Here is a 17,568-nt window from a genome sequence, read left to right as displayed (position 1 = left end):
GGTGGTGAGCACTCCGATGACGACGGTCCAGCGGCCGACCCTGGAGGCGGTGGCCCGGCGGGCCGGCGTGTCCCGGGCGACGGTCTCACGGGTGGTGAACGGTTCCACGACCGTCGCCGAGCCGATCCAGGAGGCGGTCCGCCTGGCGGTGGCCGAGCTGGGGTACGTGCCGAACCTGGCCGCCCGCAGCCTGGTCACCCAGCGGACCGACTCGGTCGCCCTGGTGCTGCCCGAGGAGGCGACCCGGGTGTTCTCCGACGACCAGGTGTTCCCGAGCATCATCCGGGGGGTCGCCCAGGAGCTGGAGGCGGCCGACAAGCAGCTCGTGCTGATGCTGGCCGGCTCGCCGGCCGGGCACGCCCGGGTGGAGCGGTACACCACCGGGCGGCACGTCGACGGGGCGATCTTCGCCTCGCTGCACGGGGCGGACCCGCTGCCGGGGAAGCTGGCCCGGCTGGGCATCCCGGTGGTGTGCAGCGGCCGCCCGCTCGGCGACGTCGGGGTGCCGTACGTCGATGTCGACCACGTCGGCGGGGTGACCCGGGCGGTGCGGCACCTGCTCGACTCGGGGCGGCGGCGGATCGCCACCATCGCCGGCCCGCAGGACATGATCGCCGGGATGGAGCGGCTCACCGGGTACCGGGAGACGGTCGCCGAGGCCGGGTTGCCGGAGCGGGTCGCGTTCGGGGACTTCACCCGCGAGTCGGGGGCGGCGGCGATGCGCCGGCTCCTCGACGCCCACCCCGACCTGGACGCCGTATTCGCCGCGTCGGACCTGATGGCACACGCGGCCATGCGAACGCTGCGCGAGGCGGGTCGGCGGGTGCCCGAGGACGTCGCAATGATCGGCTTCGACGACATCGAGACCGCCGCGTACACCGAGCCACCGCTGACCACGGTGCGGCAGCCGCTGCTGGAACTGGGCCGGGAGGCCGCCCGCCAGCTGCTGCGGATGGCGGCCGGCGAGGAGGTCGAGGTGGCCCTCGTCCTCCCCACCGAGCTGGTCGTCCGCGCCTCCGCGTGAGCCGCGGTGCGCGGTAATGCCGTGGCGGCGGGCCGGCGGGCGCACTAGCGTCGCGCGGATGAGCGATGCCGTGGCGCTGGTGCGCGTGCCCGAACTGTCCGACGTCGCCGAGTACGCGTACGCGGCCACCGTCGACACGCCGGCCCGGCTGGTGTTCACCGCCGGGGCCTGCCCGCTCGACGCCGAGGGCCGCACGGTCGCGCCGGGCGACCCGGCGGCGCAGGCCCGCCAGGCGATGGCGAACCTGGAGGCCGCGCTCGCCGCCGCCGGGGCCCGGCTCACCGACGTCGTCAAGACCACGGTGTACGTCGCGTCGCCCCGGCAGGCCGACCTGGTGGCCGCGTGGGAGGTGGTCCGGGACGCGTTCGGCGACCACGACCCGCCGAGCACCCTGCTCGGGGTGGCCGTGCTCGGCTACACCGACCAGCTCGTCGAGGTGGAGGCCGTCGCCGCCGTCCGGGAGGAGAGCCGATGACGATCCGCGTCGCCCGGCCGGACGACGCCGCCGACGTGGTGGCCCTACGGGCGCTCGTGTTCCCGTACCTCGTGCGGAGTGTGGCCTCGACCCGGAAAATGATCACCGAGCCGTCGCCCGGCGAGGACTGGACGGCCTTCGTGGCCGAGGTCGAGGGCGCGGTGGTGGGCTGGGTGTCGGCGTACCGCGACGGTCAGACGTCCGAGGTGGGGTCCGGCGACGTGTCGCTGCTGCACGTCCACCCCGGGCATCGGGGGCGGGGCATCGGCTCCGGGCTGCTGGCCGCCGCGCTGGACCACCTGACCCCGCTCGGCATCCGCCGGGTACACGGCTGGGCGCTGGCCGATGGGCTGCCGTTCGCCCGCCGGCACGGCTTCACGGCGGGCCGGGAGATGCGCTACTCGGCGGTGGAGCTGCGCTCGGCTCCCCCGCCGCCGGCCGCGCCCCCGCACGTACGCCTGTCCCCGCTGAGCGGGCTCGACCCGTACCAGGTCTACCTGGCCAACCGGGCGGCGGCCGTCGACGAGCCGGGCGACGTGCCGAGGGACGCCATGAGCTACGAGAGCTTCCGGTACGAGGTCTGGGACAACCTCGGCCTGGACCGGGATTCGAGCACCGCAGTCGTGGCCGACGGCGTGGTCGTCGCGTTCAGCCTGGTCAAGCGGGACGGCGACCGGATGTGGTCGGACTACACCGCCACCGTGCCCGAGCACCGGGGCCGGGGACTGGCCCGGCTGGCGAAGACGACCGCCCTGCACCGGGCCGCCGCCTCGGGGGTACGCGTCGCGTACACCTCGAACGACGCGGCGAACGCCCCGATGCTGGCGATCAACGAAGCGCTCGGGTACCGGCCCGTGGCCACCCAGTGGTCCTGCCTGCGTGAGCTGCCCTGACGTCGGCGCGGGGGTCGACCTTCGGAGGGGCGGCGGCGAGGGCGTGCCCCGCTCAGGGCGACCCCGGGGGCGACGGCCGACTGGCCGCGCAGACGCGGGCGAGCACGAAGCTGTCGGCGTCCCCGGCGATCGTCGCCGTGCCGCCCACCAACGTCCAGCCGGCCGGCAGGCGGAGCCACGCCAGACTGGCGCCATGATCGTCGACGATCGCGCCGCCCTCGGCCGGGACGGCGGTAACGACCCGCCCCTGATCTCCGGTGGCGAACGCGGGCCTCACCGCGATGAACCGGGCCGCGACCGCACCGACCGGCAGGCCGAACACCCAGACGTCCTCGTCGGGGTGGGGGCCGCCGCCCAGCTCCGGCGTGCAGGCACGCTCCCGGGTGGCCGCGACGGTGGGCCCGGCGGCGGGGTCCAGCCCGATCGTGGTCCGGGGGCCGGGCGGAAGCGGCACGGGGCGCTCAGCACCGGCCGGCGCGGCCTCCCGCGACCTGGCCCGGGCCAGGTCGGCCGCGCCGAGCACCAGCAGACAGGCCGTGGTCACCCAGACGGCGGACCTGAGCCGGGCAGCTTCCACGCGATGCACTCCTGACGGCTTTGCACCTTTTGCACCTATCAAGATAGGGCCTCACGCCGCCCGTGTCCGCTTTTATGTTGTTTGTGCGGACGCGCCCCGCCGGTCAGGAGGAGGCGAGCCGCCGGGCCGCCGCGTACGTCTCGGCCCCGAAGAGAACCAGACGGACCTCGGTGACGTGCGCCGGAGATGCGGCGCGCAGCACCGCCAGGGCCTGGCGTACGGCGTCCTCCACCGGCCAGCCGTAGACGCCGGCCGAGATCAGCGGGAACGCCACCGTGGCGGCGCCCAGCCCGTCGGCCACGGCCAGGCTGTTGGTGTAGCAGTCCCGCAGCAGCGCCGACCGGTCCTCGGTGGCCGAGAAGACCGGCCCGACCGTGTGCACGACCCAGCGGGCCGGCAGCTCACCGGCGGTGGTGGCGGCCGCCTGGCCGGTCGACAGGCCCCGGCCGTACCGCGACGCGCGCAGCGCCCGGCACTCGGCCAGGATGGCCGGGCCACCCCGCCGGTGGATCGCGCCGTCCACGCCCCCGCCGCCGAGCAGCGAGGAGTTGGCCGCGTTCACGATCGCGTCGACCCGCTGGGCGGTGATGTCCCCCTCGACCAGGATGATCTCCACGTCAGCCCTCCTCGATGGACTGGCCGAGGGAACGGCGGGTGAGCAGGGCCGCGCCGGCCACCGCCGCCGGCATGATCAGCACCGCCCCGAGGGGGATCAGGAAGCAGACGAAGACGGCCACCCCGAAGCCCAGGGTGGTGGGCCGGTCGACCTTCAGCCGGGCCCGGCGGTCCGGCAGCCGCAGGCCGCGCCGGGAGAACGGCGCCCCGGTCAGCTCCAGGGCGAGAAGCCAGCCGCCCACCGCCGCCCCGATCACCGGCACGACCGTCTGGCCGACCACCGGGATGAACCCGGCCGCGAAGAGCGGGATGCCGACCAGCACGGAGATCGCAACCAGTCGCAGCGAGTCGACGAGGCTGCGGCGCAGCGACGACCAGAACGGCACCTCCACCGCGCCGGGGGTGCCGCCGTACCGCTCCTCCACCCGCTCGGAGATCTTCTCGTAGAACGGGTCGCCGATGACCAGGGTGACCGCGGTGAAGGTGAGCACCCCGAGCAGCCCGCCGACCCCGAGGAAGGCCAGCCCGGCGATCACCCGGACCAGGCCGCGGGCGGTGGCGGACCAGTCGTCGGCGAACGGGGTGACCAGCGCGGCCAGGTCGTCCACGAAGTACACCAGGGTGGCGAACGCTCCCACGAACAGCGCCCCGGAGAGCAGCGCCGGGACGATGCCGAGCAGCATCAGGCCGGGGCTGCGGACGTACAGGCCGAGGCCGCGCAGGAGCAGGCCGACCCCGGAGAAGAACCGACCGACGGCGCCGGTCACCGGCGCGGTGATGTTGCTGGGTACGTTCACGACCGCTGAGCCTAACGGCGACCGGCACATCCGGCCCGTCGTCCCCGCCCGACACAATGGGTGGGTGCGGGCCTCTCGGTTGATCTCGTTGGTGCTGCTGCTCCAGTCCCGGGAGACGATGACGGCCGCCGAGCTGTCCCGGGAGCTGGAGGTTTCCGAGCGGACCGTGTACCGGGACGTGCTGGCGCTCTCCGCCGCCGGGGTGCCGGTCTACGCCGACCGGGGCCGCTCCGGCGGGTACCGGCTGATCGGCGGGTACCGGACCCGGCTGACCGGGCTGACCCGGGACGAGGCGGAGGCGCTCTTCCTCACCGGACTGCCCGGCCCGGCCGGGGACCTGGGGCTGGCCGACGCGGTCGCCTCCGCCGAGCTGAAGGTGCTGGCCGCGCTGCCGCCCGCGCTGCGCGACGCGCCGGCCCGCGTCGGGCAGCGGTTCCACCTCGACGTGCCGGGCTGGTTCCGGGACGCGACGCCGCCGCCGTGGCTGGCCGAGCTGGCCCGGGCGGTGTGGCGGGACCGGGTCGTCGAGCTGCGCTACCGGCGCGGCGAGCGGGAGGTCGTCCGGCGGGTGGAGCCGTACGGGCTGGTGCTCAAGAGCGGCGTCTGGTATCTGGTCGCCCGGGTCGGCGACGCCACCCGGACGTACCGGACGTACCGGGTGGACCGGGTGGTCGACGTGCTGACGGCCGAGGAGACGTTCGACCGGGACGAGGGCTTCGACCTGGGCGGCCACTGGCACGACCAGGCCGAGGCGTTCCTGCGGAGCATGCAGCGGGCCGAGGTCGGCGTCCGGCTCAGCCCCGCCGGCCTGCGCGCGCTCCGCCGGGCCCCGGAGGCCCCCTTCGGGTACGCCGAGGCGACCCGCGCCGCCGGCGAGCCCGACGGGCGGGGCTGGGTGGTCACCCGGCTGCCCGTCGAGTCCGTCGAGGTGGCGTACGAGTTGCTGCTGCGGCTCGGGCCGGAGGTGGAGGTGCTCGACCCGCCCGAGCTGCGGGAGCGGGTGGCCGACGCCGCCGCCCGGCTCGCCGCGCTGTACGGCGGGCCGGGCGACGGGGCGCAGTGACGGGGGCGACCGGCGGCCCTACTGCTCCCCGGCGACGAGCGCGATCTTCCCTGACAGGGGTTTCGTCGTCATTCGGTCGACCCTGAGAGCAATACCTGACAGCCGAAGTCCGGTTTCGCGAACGGGTGTCCTGCGTCATGCTCGGCAGCATGCACCTGCTGCTCTCCGGCATCGTCGGCTCGGTCGCGTACGGGCTGGCCGGGCCCGGGTCCGACGTCGACCGGATCGGGGTGTACGCCGCGCCGACGGTCGCCTTCCACGGGCTGCGCCCGCCCCGCGAGTCGGTGGTCACCACCGACCCGGACGTCACCCTGCACGAGGCCGGCAAGTACGCCCGGCTCGCGCTCAGCGGCAACCCGACCGCCACCGAGCTGATGTGGCTGCCCGACGACTGCTACGAGACCCGCACGGAGCTGGGCGACCGGCTGGTCGCCATCCGCTCGGCGTTCCTGAGCGCGCCCCGGGTCCGCGACGCCTACCTCGGGTACGCCACCCAGCAGTTCCGCAAGCTGGCCTCGCGGGGCGACGGGACGTTCTCGGCCGACACCCGGCGGCGGACGGCCAAGCACGCCCGGCACCTGGCCCGGCTGGTGCACCAGGGCCAACTGCTGTACGCCACCGGCGTCCTGGAGATCCGGCTGGCCGACCCGGAGCGGTTCCGGGCGTTCGGCGAGCGGGTGGCCGGCGGCGAGCTGGACGAGGCGCGGGCCCTGATCGCCGACGCGGAACGGGACTTCGACGCCGTGCGTACCCCGCTGCCGGACCGGCCCGACGAGGCCACGGTCGAGCGGTGGCTGCTCGACGTGCGGGCCGCCCACCTGCCGCCGGAGCTGACCGGCTGACAGCAGGTCATCCGTTGAGGAACGTGGAGATCCGTTCCCGCAGGTCGGCGCGTTCCGACCAGAGCACGCCCGGGCGGTCGTACACGTGCAGGGTGGCCCGGGGCAGGGCGGCGGCGAGCTGCTCGGCGACCTCGACCGGATGCAGGTCGTCGCCCGTGCAGGCGAGCACCAGTGCGGGGGCGTCCACCGCCGCCAGCGCCGCCCGGTCGTCGAGCGGAACCTGGTCGGGCAGCCCGGCCAGGCCCGCCGCGAGGCCGTCGCGCAGGAGCTGGTCCAACCGCTGCCGCAGGTACGCCCACCCGGCCGGGGTGTTGCGCACGGCGGGCGGCAGTTCGACCGCGACGACGTCGGCGACGGCCGAGGCGTCGCCGCTCTCGACCGCGGCGACCAGGTCGGTGATCCGGTCCCGGGCGACCTGGCCCCGCGGCCGGTCGAGCGCGGCCGGGAGGAAGAAGACCAGCCGCTCGAAGCGCTCCGGGCTCTCGGCCAGCAGCCGGCAGAGCGCGCCCGCGCCGAGGCTGGCCCCGAACGCCCGGGTGGCCCCACCGAGGTCGGCGACGGCCCGCAGGTCACGGGCGAGGTCCAGGTAACTCCACGGGCCGGGCGGCGCGTCGGAGCGGCCGTGCCCCCGGAACTGGAAGAAGACCTTACGGCCGGTGACCCCGCTGCCGAACGGACGGGTGGTGGCGATGCCGTTGCCCAGCCCGTGCGCGAATACGGTGGCCGGGACGCCGACGCCGGTGACGAGCTGTTCGAGCCGGACCCCGTGCGGGGTGGTGACCAGCTCGGTCTCCGGCTCGGGCAGGGCGGGCCGGCCGGTGCGCGGGGCACCGGGACCCGGGCCCCAGGTCCGTGGCCCACCGTCCGGCGGCGGGGGCCAGCGGAACCCTCTCACCAGGACGATCCCCGGCCGCCGTGCAGGTCGCGCAGCCCGGCCCGAACGTCGAGCAGGTAGATCAGGGCGGCGGCGATGCCGATCAGGCCGAAGATGTTGAGCACGTTGTTGGTCAGCAGGGTGAGCACCAGGCAGACCGCGAGGATGGCGATCCACCCGCCCTTGGGCAGGGTGCCGATCGCGGCGAAGCCCTCGCCGCGCTGGGTGATCGCGTGCACCAGTGCCACCCCCTCGATGACAAGGGCGAACACCAGCAACAGCATGGTGATCCAGTACTGGACCTCGAAGGCGAAGATCGGCGCGGCGTTGGCCATGCCGGCAAGCTTATGCCGACGACCCCGGATCCGTCCGTCAGGACGCATCCGGGGTCGTGCCGCACGGGTCGGCGGGTTGGCTACTCGGCGGCCGGGCGGGTGCGCCGGGCGGTCTTCGGCAGCGTGGCCGACGGGGTGTCGGTGGTGGCCTTCGGAGCCGCCTTGCCGGTCGCCTTGGCCGCGGTCGCCTTGGTGGCCCGGGTCCGCGGGGTCTTCGCGGCGGCCGGCTTGGCCTCCACGACCTCGGCCACGTCGGCCGGGGTCGGTACGTCGGTCTTCGCCGCCGCCGGGGCCTCGGTCACCGCCGGGGTCACGGTCAGCTCCGGGGTCACGGTCAGCTCCGCCTCGGTCGCCTCGATGTCGGCGTTGACCGCGTCGGCGGCGTCCAGCACCCCGGCGCCGACCACCCGCTCGCCTCGGGCGACCAGCTCGCCGTACGCGGCCAGGGCCCGCACCTGGGCGGCCTGCGCGCCGGCGACGACGACGGCGGCGTTGCGGGCGGCCAGCTCGCGGATCCGGTCGAGGTCGGCGGCCTCGCGCAGCCGGTTGACGTCGGCCGCCTCGCGCAGGCGGTTCAGTTCGGCCTGGACGCCCTTCCCGCTCAGCTCGGTGGCGGTCTGGTTGGCGGTGCGAAGCGTCTCGGTGGCCCTCTGGCGCAGCTCGAAGCCGGTCACGACGGCCTTGCCGCCAAGTCCGGCGACGACCTTGCCGCCCAGGTCGGTGACGACCGTCGGCAGCTTGCGCAGCTGCTCGATCGCCAGGTCACCGGCGCCGGCGGCGGCGTAGAGCGGGGCCGGGATGCGGTTGGTCTTCGGCTGGGTCATGACTTCTCCTCCTCGACCGCGGCGGCGGTCTTGTCGGCCGCCTGCGGGGCGGCCTTCGTCGCTGGGCTGTTGCTGCGCGGGGCCGGCGGCGAGCCCGCCTCGGTGACGGCGACCGACTCCAGGACCGCCTCGGTCGGGGTGCCCTCCGGCGTGGTGGGCCCGGTCGCGGCCGGGGTCACCGTGGCGGGTGCCTGTGGCGCACTGGCCGTCGCCGTGGCGGGTGCCTGCGGCGCGCTGGCCGTCGCCGGGGCGTCGGCGGCGGCCGTCGCCTCGGCGAGCCGGGCGTTCTCCCGGCGGAACGTCTCGTAGATCTGGGTGAGGGACTGCTTCTGCGCCATGGTCAGGTCGGGATCGACCGCGACGGCGGCGAGCACGCCCTGCCCCTCTTTGTCGTCGAGCAGGCCGGCGCGCAGGTACATCGCGGGGGTGGAGACCCGCAGCGCGCTGGCGAGCTGCTGGAGCACCTCCGCGCTGGGCCTGCGCAGGCCGCGCTCGATCTGGCTGAGGTACGGGTTGCTGACGCCCGCCTGCTCGGCGAGCTGCCGCAACGAGATCTTCGCGTTGCGTCGCAGGTCACGGATGAACCCGCCGACATCGGGTAGGTCCTTGGAGCTGGCCATGGCCCCACGCTAACCGGCACCGCTAGCTCCTGCAAGCAAAATGCTAGCCAGAGTTAGCGAGGTCTCAGAACCGGTTTGCGCGCCGTCTGTCCGGTCCGTACCTTTCCCCGTCGTGACGAAGATCGAGATCAACGGCGCGAACCTCGCGTACGACGACACCGGCAGTGGGACCCCCGTCGTGCTGCTGCACGCCGGCATCGCCGACCGACGGATGTGGCGGGAGCAGGTGCCCGCCCTGGCCACCCGGCACCGGGTGATCAGCGTGGACCTGCGCGGCTACGGCGACTCCGAACTGCCTCCCGACGCGTTCGCCCACCACGACGACATCGTCGGGCTGCTGGACGCGCTGGACCTGCCCCGGGCCGCGCTGGTGGGCTGCTCGTTCGGCGGGGCGGTGGCGGTCGACACCGCCCTGGCACACCCGGGGCGGATCCACGCGCTCGCGCTCCTCGGCACGGCGATCGGGGGCAACGAGTGGTCCGAGGAGACCAATGACCTCTGGGACGACCTCGTCGGCGAGACCGACCCCGAGGACTTCGCGGCCGGCGCGGCCGGCGAGGTGCGGTTCTGGGTGGTCGGCCCGGGCCGCCGCCCGGAGGACGTCGACCCGGCGCTGGTCCGGTTCGCCGAGGAGATGGACCGGCAGGCGCTCGCCGCCGAGCTGGCGTTGAGCGCCGTGGACGTGGCCGAGCTCGACCCGCCCGCGATCGAGCGGCTCGGCGAGCTGCGCGTACCGGTGCTGGTGACCGCCGGGGCGGCCGACGTGCCGGACATCCGCCGGCTCGCCGACCGGATCGCCGCCGAGGTCCCCGGCGCGGTCCGGCTGCCGGACGTTCCCGACGCCGGCCACCTGCTCCCCCTGGAGCGCCCGGACGCCGTCAACCCCGCCCTGCTCGACTTTCTCAGGTGAGAACTGACCTCCTGGTGTGAGGAAGAGCCGCCCGTCGAGGGCGCCCGCCCGATCACCAGAGCGGGCGGACCGCCCCGACCGGGAGGCCACCGCCGAGCAGCGGCAGCTCGGCGTACTCGTCGAGGACCGGTGCCCTGGCGCCCAGCCGGCGCAACGCGGAGACCAGGACCGGCATCCGGGCCCGTGCCGCCCCGTCGTCGATCTTCACGGCGACCGCGCCGACGCCGGGCAGCGCGGCGGCGATCACCCCCTCCGCGCCGATCTTGACGAGCGCGCCGGGTAGGCCGCGCATCAGCCTGCTGTCCTCCGCCCAGGTGCCACCCACGACCTCCGGGTACGCCCGCATGGCGTCCGCGACCGTCCGCGCCGCCGAGCCGGGCTCGGCGGTGACCAGCCGCAGGAACGCCCGGGCCAGCCCGGTCAGCGAGACGGCGAGCACCGGGGCCCCGCAGCCGTCCACCCCGACGGCCGCCGCCCGCTCCCCGGTGAACTCCTCGACGGTCTCCCGCAGCCGCTGCTGCAAAGGGTGCTCCGGACGCCAGTAGCCCTCCCGGGACCAGCCGGCGGCCAGGCAGGTGAGCACCATGCCGGTGTGCTTGCCGGAGCAGTTCATCCGGGCCCGGGTGGGCCCGCCGCCGGCCCCCAGCACGGCCTCCCGGGCCAGCTCACCCATCGGCAGGTCGGGTGGGCAGCCGAGGGCGGACTCGTCCAGCCCGGCGGCAGCCAGCAGCTCGCCCACCCGGGCCACGTGGAACTCCTCCCCCGCGTGGCTGGCCGACACCAGCGCCACGTCGGCCGGGTCGCTCAGCGGCAGCCCGGCGCGGAGCATGCCGATCGCCTGCATCGGCTTGCTCGCCGAGCGGGGGAAGATCGGGGAGGTGACGTCCCCGGTGCCGGCCACCGGCTCGCCGAACGCGTCGAGCACCGCCACCGAGCCGCGGTGCAGCCCCTCCACGAATCCCGAGCGGACCACCTCGGCGAGCGGCGCGCCGCCCTCGTACGTCGTTCTCACAACCTGGACGGTACCGACGGGACGGCGGCGGCCGGAACGAGGGTGAGCAGGCCGGCTGCCCGTCCGACGACAGGGGCGCGGGCCGAAGCGGGACTTACCGGTGGAAGCCGACGCCGCCCCGCCCCGCCGTGGCCTGCGGAACGGATCGCGGGCCGCCGCCGTGGTCAGGAAAGTTCGCGGGTCACCGCGGCGAGCCCGGTCAGGAGAGGCCGAGCAGCTCGCGGGCCGCCGCCGTGGTCAGCGGCGGGCGCTGGGCGAGCTGGGCGAAGCCGACCGCCCGCGCGACGAGCTGCATGTTCGACTCGACAGGCTGCCCCTTGGCGTACGTGACGGTGTCCTCCATCCCCACCCGCAGGTGCCCGCCGGCCGACAGCGAGGCCAGCATCACCGGGATGCTGCTGCGCCCGATGCCGGTGGCCGAGAACGTGGTCCCCTCCGGCAGGTCGCGCAGCGCGTGGTGGGCGGCGACCAGCGCCTGCGTGGTGCCCGGCATACCGCCCGGCACCCCCATCACGAAGTCGACGTGCACGTGCCCGCCGTGCGGCAGGCCGTACTTGCCGAGCAGGCGCTGCAGGGCGGTCAGGTGGCCGAGGTCGAAGATCTCGTACTCCGGGACGACGCCGCGCTCCTGCATCCGGGTGTGCAGGTCGACGATGAACTCCCAGCGGTTGAGGAAGACGTCGTCGCCGAAGTTGAGCGTGCCCATGGTGCAGGAGGCCATGTCCGGCCCGGCGTCCAGCACAGCCAGCCGGTCGGCCTCGGGGTCGGTCACCGCCCCGCCGGAGGAGAGCTGCACGACCAGGTCGGTGCTCTCCCGCAGCGCGGTCACCGTCTCCCGCAGCCGCCCCTGGTCGAGGCTGGGCCGCGCGTCGTCGTCGCGGATGTGGACGTGGATCACGGCGGCGCCGAGCGCCTCGCACTCCTTCGCGGTCAGCAGCAGCTCGTCGAGGGTCACCGGCAGCGCCGGGACCTCCGCCTTCGCCGACTCCGCGCCGGTGGGGGCAACCGTGATCAACGTCCCTGTCGTCATGTCGGCGATCCTAGACGGCCCGCCCGGGCAGGTCGACCGTCTGACTGAACGCCGATTCAGGAAGGGTCGATCGCGGCGGCCGTCTCGCCGACCAGGAGGCGGGCGTCGTCTCCGACGTTGCGCTTGACCACCGCCAGGGCGACCTGGCCCAGCTCGTGGTGGTGCACGGCGGTGCCGACGAAACCGACCGCCCGGCCGTCCAGGGTCACCGGGGTGCCGGCGGCCGGCAGCAGGTCGGTGGTCACCCCGTCCAGGTGCAGCAGTACGAGCCGACGCGGCGGCCGCCCCAGGTTGTGCACCCGGGCGACGGTCTCCTGGCCCCGATAGCAACCCTTGTCCAGGTGCACGGCCGGGGCGATCAGGTCCACATCGGCGGGGATGGTCCGGTGGTCGGTGTCCACCCCGACCCGGGCCCGCCGGGCGGCCACCCGGATCGCCTCGTACGCCCACAGCCCGACCACCGGCACCCCGGCACCGCGCAGCTCGGCGACCACCTGGTCCATGGCCACCCGGGGCACCAGCAGGTCCACGCCGAGCGGGCCCCGGCGGGCCCACCCACCGATCGGCAGCGGCGCGACGGCGTACCGGACGGTGGGCCGGGACGGCATCTCGTCGGAGCGGAACTTCGGACCCGGCACCCCGACGGCGTCGGGCTCGGCCAGCCCGGTCACGCCCAGCGTGCCGAGCGCGCCGGTCGCCTCCGGGCCGACCAGGGAGAGCAAGGCGTGCTCGGCGGTGGCGTCACGCGGCTCGACCTTGCTGAAGAACCGCATCCGCTCCAGGTACGTCAGCAGACCGCCCGTGGCGCCCGGCTCGGTGTCCAGCCAGGTGGTCTCGCCGTCCTCGGCGACCATCGCGTGCTGCTCGACGTGGCCGTGCGGGGAGAGCACCAGCAGCTCCGTGCCCTCGCTGGCCTTCAGCGTCGCCAGGTGCTGGGTGGTGAGGGTGTGCAGCCAGCCGATCCGCTCCTCGCCGGGCACAGCGATGATCCCCCGGTGCGACCGGTCGACCAGGCCCACGGCGGTGTCGAGGGTGCGCTGCTCCCGCATCGGGTCGCCGTAGTGGGCGGCGACCCCGCGCACCCCGGCCGCCCGGTGCGCCGGATCCGGCTGGTCCCGCGTCTGTTCGTCGATGGCCTCGGCCGCGATCGCGCCCGCGATGTCGATCATTTCTGCTCCCCGTCCTCGCAACGACCACAGACGCCGAAGAGCGCCACATGCCCGATGTCCACCCGGAACCCCCGCTCGCCGGCCAGCCGGTCGGCGAGCGGCCGGAGCAGCTCCCGGTCGATCTCGTCGATCGCGCCACACTCCCGGCAGACCAGGTGGACGTGTTGGTGTTCACCGGCCGCGTGGTAGGTGGGCGAGCCGTGCGACAGGTGGGTGTGGGTCACCAGGCCGATACGTTCCAGCAGCTCCAGCGTCCGGTAGATGGTGGTGATGTTGACGCCGGCGGCCACCTTGCGGACCGCACCGTGCACCTGCTCCGGGGTGGCGTGCCCAAGGTCCAGCACCGCCTGGAGGATCAACTGCCGCTGCGCCGTCAGCCGCAGCCCACGAGCGCGGAGCACTTCCGCAAGGGAGGATTCGGGCACCACCCGACTATAGTTCGCCGACCGGCGCCCACCACCCACCCCGCCCCCGCCCTGCTCATGTTGATCAAGAAGTGTGCGTCACGTGGGCGCTCCGAACGTGACGCACACTTCTTGATCACTCCGGCAATTTCTGGTGGGGGCGGGGTGGGGGTCAGCCGGCTGTGCGGAGGAGGCGGGCGGAGAGGTGGGGGGTCAGGGGGTGGCCGACGGCCGCCATGTCCTGGGCGTACAGCAGGGCGCCCTCGACGATGCCGAAGAGCCGGTGCCCGGCCGTGACCTCCTTGGCGGTGGAGGTGCGGACCACGGCGTCGGTGACGAACTCCAACTGGGTGCCCTTGCGCTTGCCGATGTGCAGCTCCATCACGCCCGTCGGCACGGACATCAGGGCCTCCAGCTCGTCGGTGGCCCGACCGTCGCCGTCGAGCACCGGACGCCACCAGCCCACCTCACGGCCGCCGGGGCGCACCGGCCGGCTCTCCTCGTCGAGGATCCAGGCCCGCGACTCGTAGGACAGGAAGGGCCGGCCGTCGTGGCTGATCCGGATCTCCTGGGCGTAGTCGAAGTCCTCGATCGTCGGGTATCCGCCCCGACCCCGACCCCGCCACACCCCGACGTACGGCAACAGTCCGTCCAGCGTCGGGTGCAGCTTCGGGCCCACCCGCAGGTCGTGGCTCTCCTCGTACGGGTACGGGTCGACCGGGGGCGCGTTCAACCACGGCGGCTGCAGAGCATTCTCGCCGCTCACCGGTTCAACTCCATTCGCGACTGCGGGGCTCGCAGACCCGGCTCACTCCTCGCGCTCACCGAACCATCTCCGTTCGCGACTGCGGGGCTCGCAGACCCGGCTCACTCCTCGCGCTCACCAACGTCGCGCTCACCAACGTCCTCTCGACATGCGTACGGCAAGGTAGACCAGGCCACCGGCGAGTGCGCCCAGGCCGGCGACCAGCAGGCTGACGAACCCGATCTCGGTAACCATCCGGGCCATCCTATGCTGGCGACATGGCCCGCACTCTCGTCGTCAAGGTCACCGCAGGGGCCGACGCCCCGGAGCGGTGCGCACAGGCCTTCACCGTCGCCGCCACCGCTGCGGCCTCCGGGGTGGACGTCTCACTCTGGCTGACCGGGGAGTCCACCTGGTTCGCGCTGCCCGGACGGGCGCAGGAGTTCGAGCTGCCGCACTCCGCGCCGTTGGCCGAGCTGCTGCACGTGATCATGAGCACCGGCAAGGTGACGGCCTGTACGCAGTGCGCGGCCCGCCGGGACATCGGCCCCGACGACGTGCTGCCGGGGGTGCGGATCGCCGGGGCGGCGGTCTTCGTCGAGGAGGCGATGGCCGAGGGCGCGCAGGCCCTGGTCTACTGACCCCCGCCCTGACCGCCCCCGGTGATCGAGCTCAGCTCACGATCGGGCGGGCGTCCTTCCCGACGTGTACGCCTTCGGCGAACCGCACGATCTCCTTTTCGCCCCAGTTGAGGGTCTGCCACACCTGGATCGCCAGGTACGCGCCGGTGGGCTGCTTGATGAAGACGGTGCCGGGCCGGGCGTTGCCGGCCATCGTGGCCAGCAGAGCCGGCTGGCCGTTGACGGTCACCTTCTTCGTCGTCACGTCCGGCAGCCTTCTCTGCAGCACGATGCCGATCTTGCCAACGAACGATTGGGGGTCCTGGTCGGCGATGCCCTTCGGGGCGAGCATGAAGGCGGACTCGTCGGAACCCTGGACCTCCCAGCCCTCCGGCACCTCGTCGACGGTGAACCCGGTGGGCTGCTCGCCGGTGTAGGCCACCAGCCTGACCGTGCGCGATGTCAGGCAGGGCCGCCGTGGAGCGTTCCCGCCGCCACCACGGGCGACGCCGCTCATCGGTCAGCGCGTTGACCATGATTCGGTACACATAGCCGCTCGGATTACCGGCCCGGCAGTACGCCGGCCACTTGACGTAGAGCTTCGTCATCGTCGTCTGGACCAGGTCCTCGGCCAGATGGTGGTCACCGCCGGTGATCAACCTGGCCGTCCGCACCAACTCGGCACGCCGGTCCAGCACGAACTGCCCGAACTGCTCATCTCGTTCGCTTGGCACGTTGCCTCCTTCGCCCCTACAGCCCTATGACGGGCCTTGGGGACGAAGCGTTGACGACGGCGGCGAGCACATCGCGACTGAAGGAGAAGGCGATCGCCCTCGCGCGGCGGCCACGCGTACCCCCGAATTCTTACCGACACCGAGTCGGTATCCTTTCCGACATCATGTCGGCAAAAGGGGACGCTCCCCGAGGAGGACGAATGTTCCTGGCCCTGCGCGAGCTTCGCTTCGCGCGCTGGCGGTTCACGCTGATGGGCAGCGTGGTCGCCCTCATCGCGGTGCTGATGGTGCTGCTCTCCGGGCTGTCGTCTGGCCTGGTCAACGACGGCGTATCCGGCCTGCAACGGCTGCCGGTGACCGCCTTCGCCTTCGACGGCGGCACCAAGCTCGACTCGGCCTTCTCGCGTAGCGTCGTGGACAACCAGCAGGTCGCCCGGTGGCGCCAGCAACCCGGCGTGCGGGAGGCCGCGCCCTTCGGCAACATGCTGGTCAACGCACGCAGCGACCGGGGCGTACCGGTCGACCTCGCCCTCTTCGGCGTCGAGCCGAACTCCTTCCTGGCCCCGTCGACCGGCGAGGGGACCGGGCTGGGCGCACCCGACGGGATCGTCGTCTCGCGGACCGCCCTCGACGCCGGCCTGCGGGTCGGAGACACGGTGACCGTCGACCGGATCGGCACCCCGCTCAAGATCGTCGGTGCCACCGCCGACCAGCACACCTTCGGTCACGTCGACGTGGCCTACCTGCCACTGGCGGCCTGGCAGCGCCTGCACGCCGGAGTCGGCCCCGGCCAGGAGCTTCCCGCCAAGGCCGCCGAGCAGGCCACCGCGGTCGCCATCAGGGCCGACGACACCGCCGACCTCGCCGCCGGGGACGCCGCCGCCGGCACGACGACCCTCGCGAAGCGGGAGTCGTACGGTGCGTCGCCGGGCTACAGCGCCGAGACCTCCACGCTGATGCTCATCCAGGTCTTCCTGTACGCCATCTCGGCGCTGGTCGTCGGCGCGTTCTTCACGGTCTGGACGATCAGCCGCAAACACGAACTGGCTGTGCTGCGCGCGATGGGGGCCGCCAAGCCGTACCTGCTGCGGGATGGCCTGGCGCAGGCGCTGGTCGTCCTCGTGGCCTCGATCGCCGCGGGGGTGGCGGTCGGGGTCGCCCTCGGCGGCCTGATGGGCGGCAGCGGCGTGCCGTTCGCCCTCGAAGCGCCCGCCGTGACCCTCGCGAGCCTGCTCCTGGTCCTGCTCGGTCTCCTCGGCGCCTGCGCGGCGATCGTCCGCGTTGCCTCCATCGACCCGCTCGCCGCCCTGGGAGGACAACGATGAGCAGCACCGAACGCACCGGCCTCGTCCTGTCCGGCGTGACCCTGCGCCTCGGGGACGGCGACGACACGGTCACCGCCCTGGACGGCGTCGACCTGATGGTCCGGCCGGGTGAACTGGTCGCCGTCGTCGGCCCCTCCGGCTCCGGCAAGTCCAGCCTGCTGGCGATCGCCGGGGCGCTGACCACCCCCGACGAGGGGACGGTCACCATCGACGGGCGCGACGTCACCGCGATGAACGACCGGGCGAGGGCGGCGTACCGCCGCGACCACATCGGTTTCGTGTTCCAGAGCGGCAACCTGCTGCCGGCGCTCACCGCCCTGGACCAACTCCGGCTGGTCACCAACCTCAGCAAAAAGCGGATCGACTCCCACGACCCGGCGCAACTCCTCGCCGACGTGGGGATGGCGCACCGGGCGGACCGGCGTCCCCACCAGCTCTCCGGCGGCGAGCGCCAGCGGGTGGGCATCGCCCGCGCCCTCGTGGGGCACCCGTCGCTGCTGCTGGTGGACGAGCCGACGGCCGCGCTGGACCGGGCGCGCAGCCACGAGGTGGTGCAACTGCTGGCCCAGGAGACGAAGCAGTCGGCGGTCGCCAGCGTCATGGTCACCCATGACCAGGACGTGCTGGAGCACTGCGACCGGGTGGTTGAGATGATTGACGGGCGGCTGTCCACCGGCTGA

Annotated in this window: 23 protein-coding genes and 1 pseudogene; 9 read left to right on the top strand and 15 right to left on the bottom strand. The window is 73.9% G+C overall.

Annotation, left to right across the window (positions count from 1 at the left end):
• The first annotated feature begins 16 nt into the window (after positions 1–16).
• From OG559_RS14730 to OG559_RS14720, 3 genes are read left to right on the top strand one after another with little or no spacing between them, the layout of a single operon-like run.
• Positions 17–1,024 carry a LacI family DNA-binding transcriptional regulator gene (locus OG559_RS14730; RefSeq protein WP_161686174.1) on the top strand — a complete coding sequence of 336 codons (1,008 nt, stop codon included), beginning with the start codon at positions 17–19 and terminating at the stop codon, positions 1,022–1,024.
• A gap of 58 nt (positions 1,025–1,082) precedes the next feature.
• Complete coding sequence (locus OG559_RS14725; protein WP_405116020.1) at positions 1,083–1,499, top strand: RidA family protein; 417 nt, start codon at positions 1,083–1,085, stop codon at positions 1,497–1,499.
• Complete coding sequence (locus OG559_RS14720) at positions 1,496–2,392, top strand: GNAT family N-acetyltransferase (RefSeq protein WP_405116018.1); 897 nt, start codon at positions 1,496–1,498, stop codon at positions 2,390–2,392. The genes OG559_RS14725 and OG559_RS14720 overlap by 4 nt, the downstream gene beginning before the upstream one ends.
• 52 nt (positions 2,393–2,444) lie before the next feature.
• On the opposite strand, the gene OG559_RS14715 is transcribed toward OG559_RS14720, so the two are convergent.
• From OG559_RS14715 to OG559_RS14705, 3 genes are all read right to left on the bottom strand, one after another.
• Complete coding sequence (locus tag OG559_RS14715; RefSeq protein ID WP_405116016.1) at positions 2,445–2,969, bottom strand: hypothetical protein; 525 nt, start codon at positions 2,967–2,969, stop codon at positions 2,445–2,447.
• Positions 2,970–3,072: 103 nt separating this feature from the next.
• Entirely contained in the window at positions 3,073–3,585 is a 513-nt protein-coding gene (locus tag OG559_RS14710) for an O-acetyl-ADP-ribose deacetylase (protein ID WP_405116014.1), read from the bottom strand.
• 1 nt (position 3,586) lies between these two features.
• Complete coding sequence (locus tag OG559_RS14705) at positions 3,587–4,411, bottom strand: EI24 domain-containing protein (RefSeq protein WP_405116012.1); 825 nt, start codon at positions 4,409–4,411, stop codon at positions 3,587–3,589.
• 34 nt (positions 4,412–4,445) lie between these two features.
• Between OG559_RS14705 and OG559_RS14700 the strand changes: the two genes are divergently transcribed.
• Positions 4,446–5,444, top strand: coding sequence for a helix-turn-helix transcriptional regulator (locus OG559_RS14700; RefSeq protein WP_405116010.1), 999 nt, complete (start codon positions 4,446–4,448; stop codon positions 5,442–5,444).
• A gap of 149 nt (positions 5,445–5,593) precedes the next feature.
• Positions 5,594–6,286, top strand: a complete 693-nt coding sequence (locus tag OG559_RS14695) for a DNA polymerase beta superfamily protein (RefSeq protein WP_405116664.1) — start codon at positions 5,594–5,596, stop codon at positions 6,284–6,286.
• 7 nt (positions 6,287–6,293) lie between these two features.
• Here the strand turns inward: OG559_RS14695 and OG559_RS14690 are convergent, their stop codons facing one another.
• The 4 genes from OG559_RS14690 to OG559_RS14675 form a co-directional block, all read right to left on the bottom strand.
• A complete protein-coding gene (locus tag OG559_RS14690) occupies positions 6,294–7,181 on the bottom strand; it encodes an alpha/beta fold hydrolase (RefSeq protein ID WP_396670454.1) in 888 nt (295 codons plus the stop codon).
• On the bottom strand, positions 7,178–7,495 hold the full coding sequence (locus tag OG559_RS14685; protein ID WP_396670455.1) for a DUF2516 family protein: 318 nt from the start codon (positions 7,493–7,495) through the stop codon (positions 7,178–7,180). Before OG559_RS14685 ends, OG559_RS14690 begins: the two co-directional genes overlap by 4 nt.
• Positions 7,496–7,575: 80 nt before the next feature.
• Complete coding sequence (locus OG559_RS14680; protein WP_405116008.1) at positions 7,576–8,319, bottom strand: hypothetical protein; 744 nt, start codon at positions 8,317–8,319, stop codon at positions 7,576–7,578.
• Positions 8,316–8,939, bottom strand: coding sequence for a helix-turn-helix domain-containing protein (locus OG559_RS14675; RefSeq protein WP_405116006.1), 624 nt, complete (start codon positions 8,937–8,939; stop codon positions 8,316–8,318). The genes OG559_RS14680 and OG559_RS14675 overlap by 4 nt, the downstream gene beginning before the upstream one ends.
• A 112-nt stretch (positions 8,940–9,051) precedes the next feature.
• Between OG559_RS14675 and OG559_RS14670 the strand changes: the two genes are divergently transcribed.
• A complete protein-coding gene (locus OG559_RS14670; protein ID WP_405116004.1) occupies positions 9,052–9,849 on the top strand; it encodes an alpha/beta fold hydrolase in 798 nt (265 codons plus the stop codon).
• A 52-nt stretch (positions 9,850–9,901) separates the two neighbouring features.
• On the opposite strand, the gene OG559_RS14665 is transcribed toward OG559_RS14670, so the two are convergent.
• From OG559_RS14665 to mtfM, 6 genes are all read right to left on the bottom strand, one after another.
• Positions 9,902–10,861 carry an asparaginase gene (locus OG559_RS14665; RefSeq protein WP_405116002.1) on the bottom strand — a complete coding sequence of 320 codons (960 nt, stop codon included), beginning with the start codon at positions 10,859–10,861 and terminating at the stop codon, positions 9,902–9,904.
• Between the two features lie 199 nt (positions 10,862–11,060).
• Positions 11,061–11,891 carry a 3-keto-5-aminohexanoate cleavage protein gene (locus tag OG559_RS14660; RefSeq protein WP_405116000.1) on the bottom strand — a complete coding sequence of 277 codons (831 nt, stop codon included), beginning with the start codon at positions 11,889–11,891 and terminating at the stop codon, positions 11,061–11,063.
• 56 nt (positions 11,892–11,947) lie between these two features.
• Positions 11,948–13,060 carry a YgfZ/GcvT domain-containing protein gene (locus tag OG559_RS14655; protein ID WP_405115999.1) on the bottom strand — a complete coding sequence of 371 codons (1,113 nt, stop codon included), beginning with the start codon at positions 13,058–13,060 and terminating at the stop codon, positions 11,948–11,950.
• A complete protein-coding gene (locus OG559_RS14650; protein WP_405115998.1) occupies positions 13,057–13,488 on the bottom strand; it encodes a Fur family transcriptional regulator in 432 nt (143 codons plus the stop codon). Before OG559_RS14650 ends, OG559_RS14655 begins: the two co-directional genes overlap by 4 nt.
• 148 nt (positions 13,489–13,636) lie before the next feature.
• Positions 13,637–14,230 (bottom strand): FABP family protein, encoded by a 594-nt coding sequence (locus OG559_RS14645; protein WP_396670463.1) that lies wholly within the window; start codon positions 14,228–14,230, stop codon positions 13,637–13,639.
• 129 nt (positions 14,231–14,359) lie between these two features.
• Positions 14,360–14,464 (bottom strand): small membrane protein MtfM, encoded by a 105-nt coding sequence (gene mtfM, locus OG559_RS14640; protein ID WP_036376929.1) that lies wholly within the window; start codon positions 14,462–14,464, stop codon positions 14,360–14,362.
• A gap of 23 nt (positions 14,465–14,487) precedes the next feature.
• Between mtfM and OG559_RS14635 the strand changes: the two genes are divergently transcribed.
• Positions 14,488–14,850, top strand: coding sequence for a DsrE family protein (locus OG559_RS14635; RefSeq protein WP_405115997.1), 363 nt, complete (start codon positions 14,488–14,490; stop codon positions 14,848–14,850).
• 31 nt (positions 14,851–14,881) lie between these two features.
• Here OG559_RS14635 and OG559_RS14630 read toward each other — a convergent pair whose 3' ends face one another.
• Both OG559_RS14630 and OG559_RS14625 read right to left on the bottom strand, forming a co-directional pair.
• Positions 14,882–15,271: a hypothetical protein gene (locus OG559_RS14630; RefSeq protein WP_405117143.1), complete on the bottom strand. Its 390-nt coding sequence runs from the start codon at positions 15,269–15,271 to the stop codon at positions 14,882–14,884.
• Positions 15,272–15,332: 61 nt separating this feature from the next.
• Positions 15,333–15,503, bottom strand: a pseudogene (locus OG559_RS14625) (sigma factor); the annotation flags it as partial.
• Between the two features lie 260 nt (positions 15,504–15,763).
• Here OG559_RS14625 and OG559_RS14620 point away from each other — a divergent pair.
• Positions 15,764–16,888 carry an ABC transporter permease gene (locus OG559_RS14620; RefSeq protein ID WP_405115996.1) on the top strand — a complete coding sequence of 375 codons (1,125 nt, stop codon included), beginning with the start codon at positions 15,764–15,766 and terminating at the stop codon, positions 16,886–16,888.
• On the top strand, positions 16,885–17,568 hold the full coding sequence (locus OG559_RS14615) for an ABC transporter ATP-binding protein (protein WP_405115995.1): 684 nt from the start codon (positions 16,885–16,887) through the stop codon (positions 17,566–17,568). Before OG559_RS14620 ends, OG559_RS14615 begins: the two co-directional genes overlap by 4 nt.

The sequence above is a fragment of the Micromonospora sp. NBC_01405 genome (genome assembly GCF_045040155.1).
Lineage (GTDB): Bacteria > Actinomycetota > Actinomycetes > Mycobacteriales > Micromonosporaceae > Micromonospora.
The sequence above is the reverse complement of the archived record's forward strand: the minus strand, read 5'-3'. Positions and strand labels throughout refer to the sequence as shown.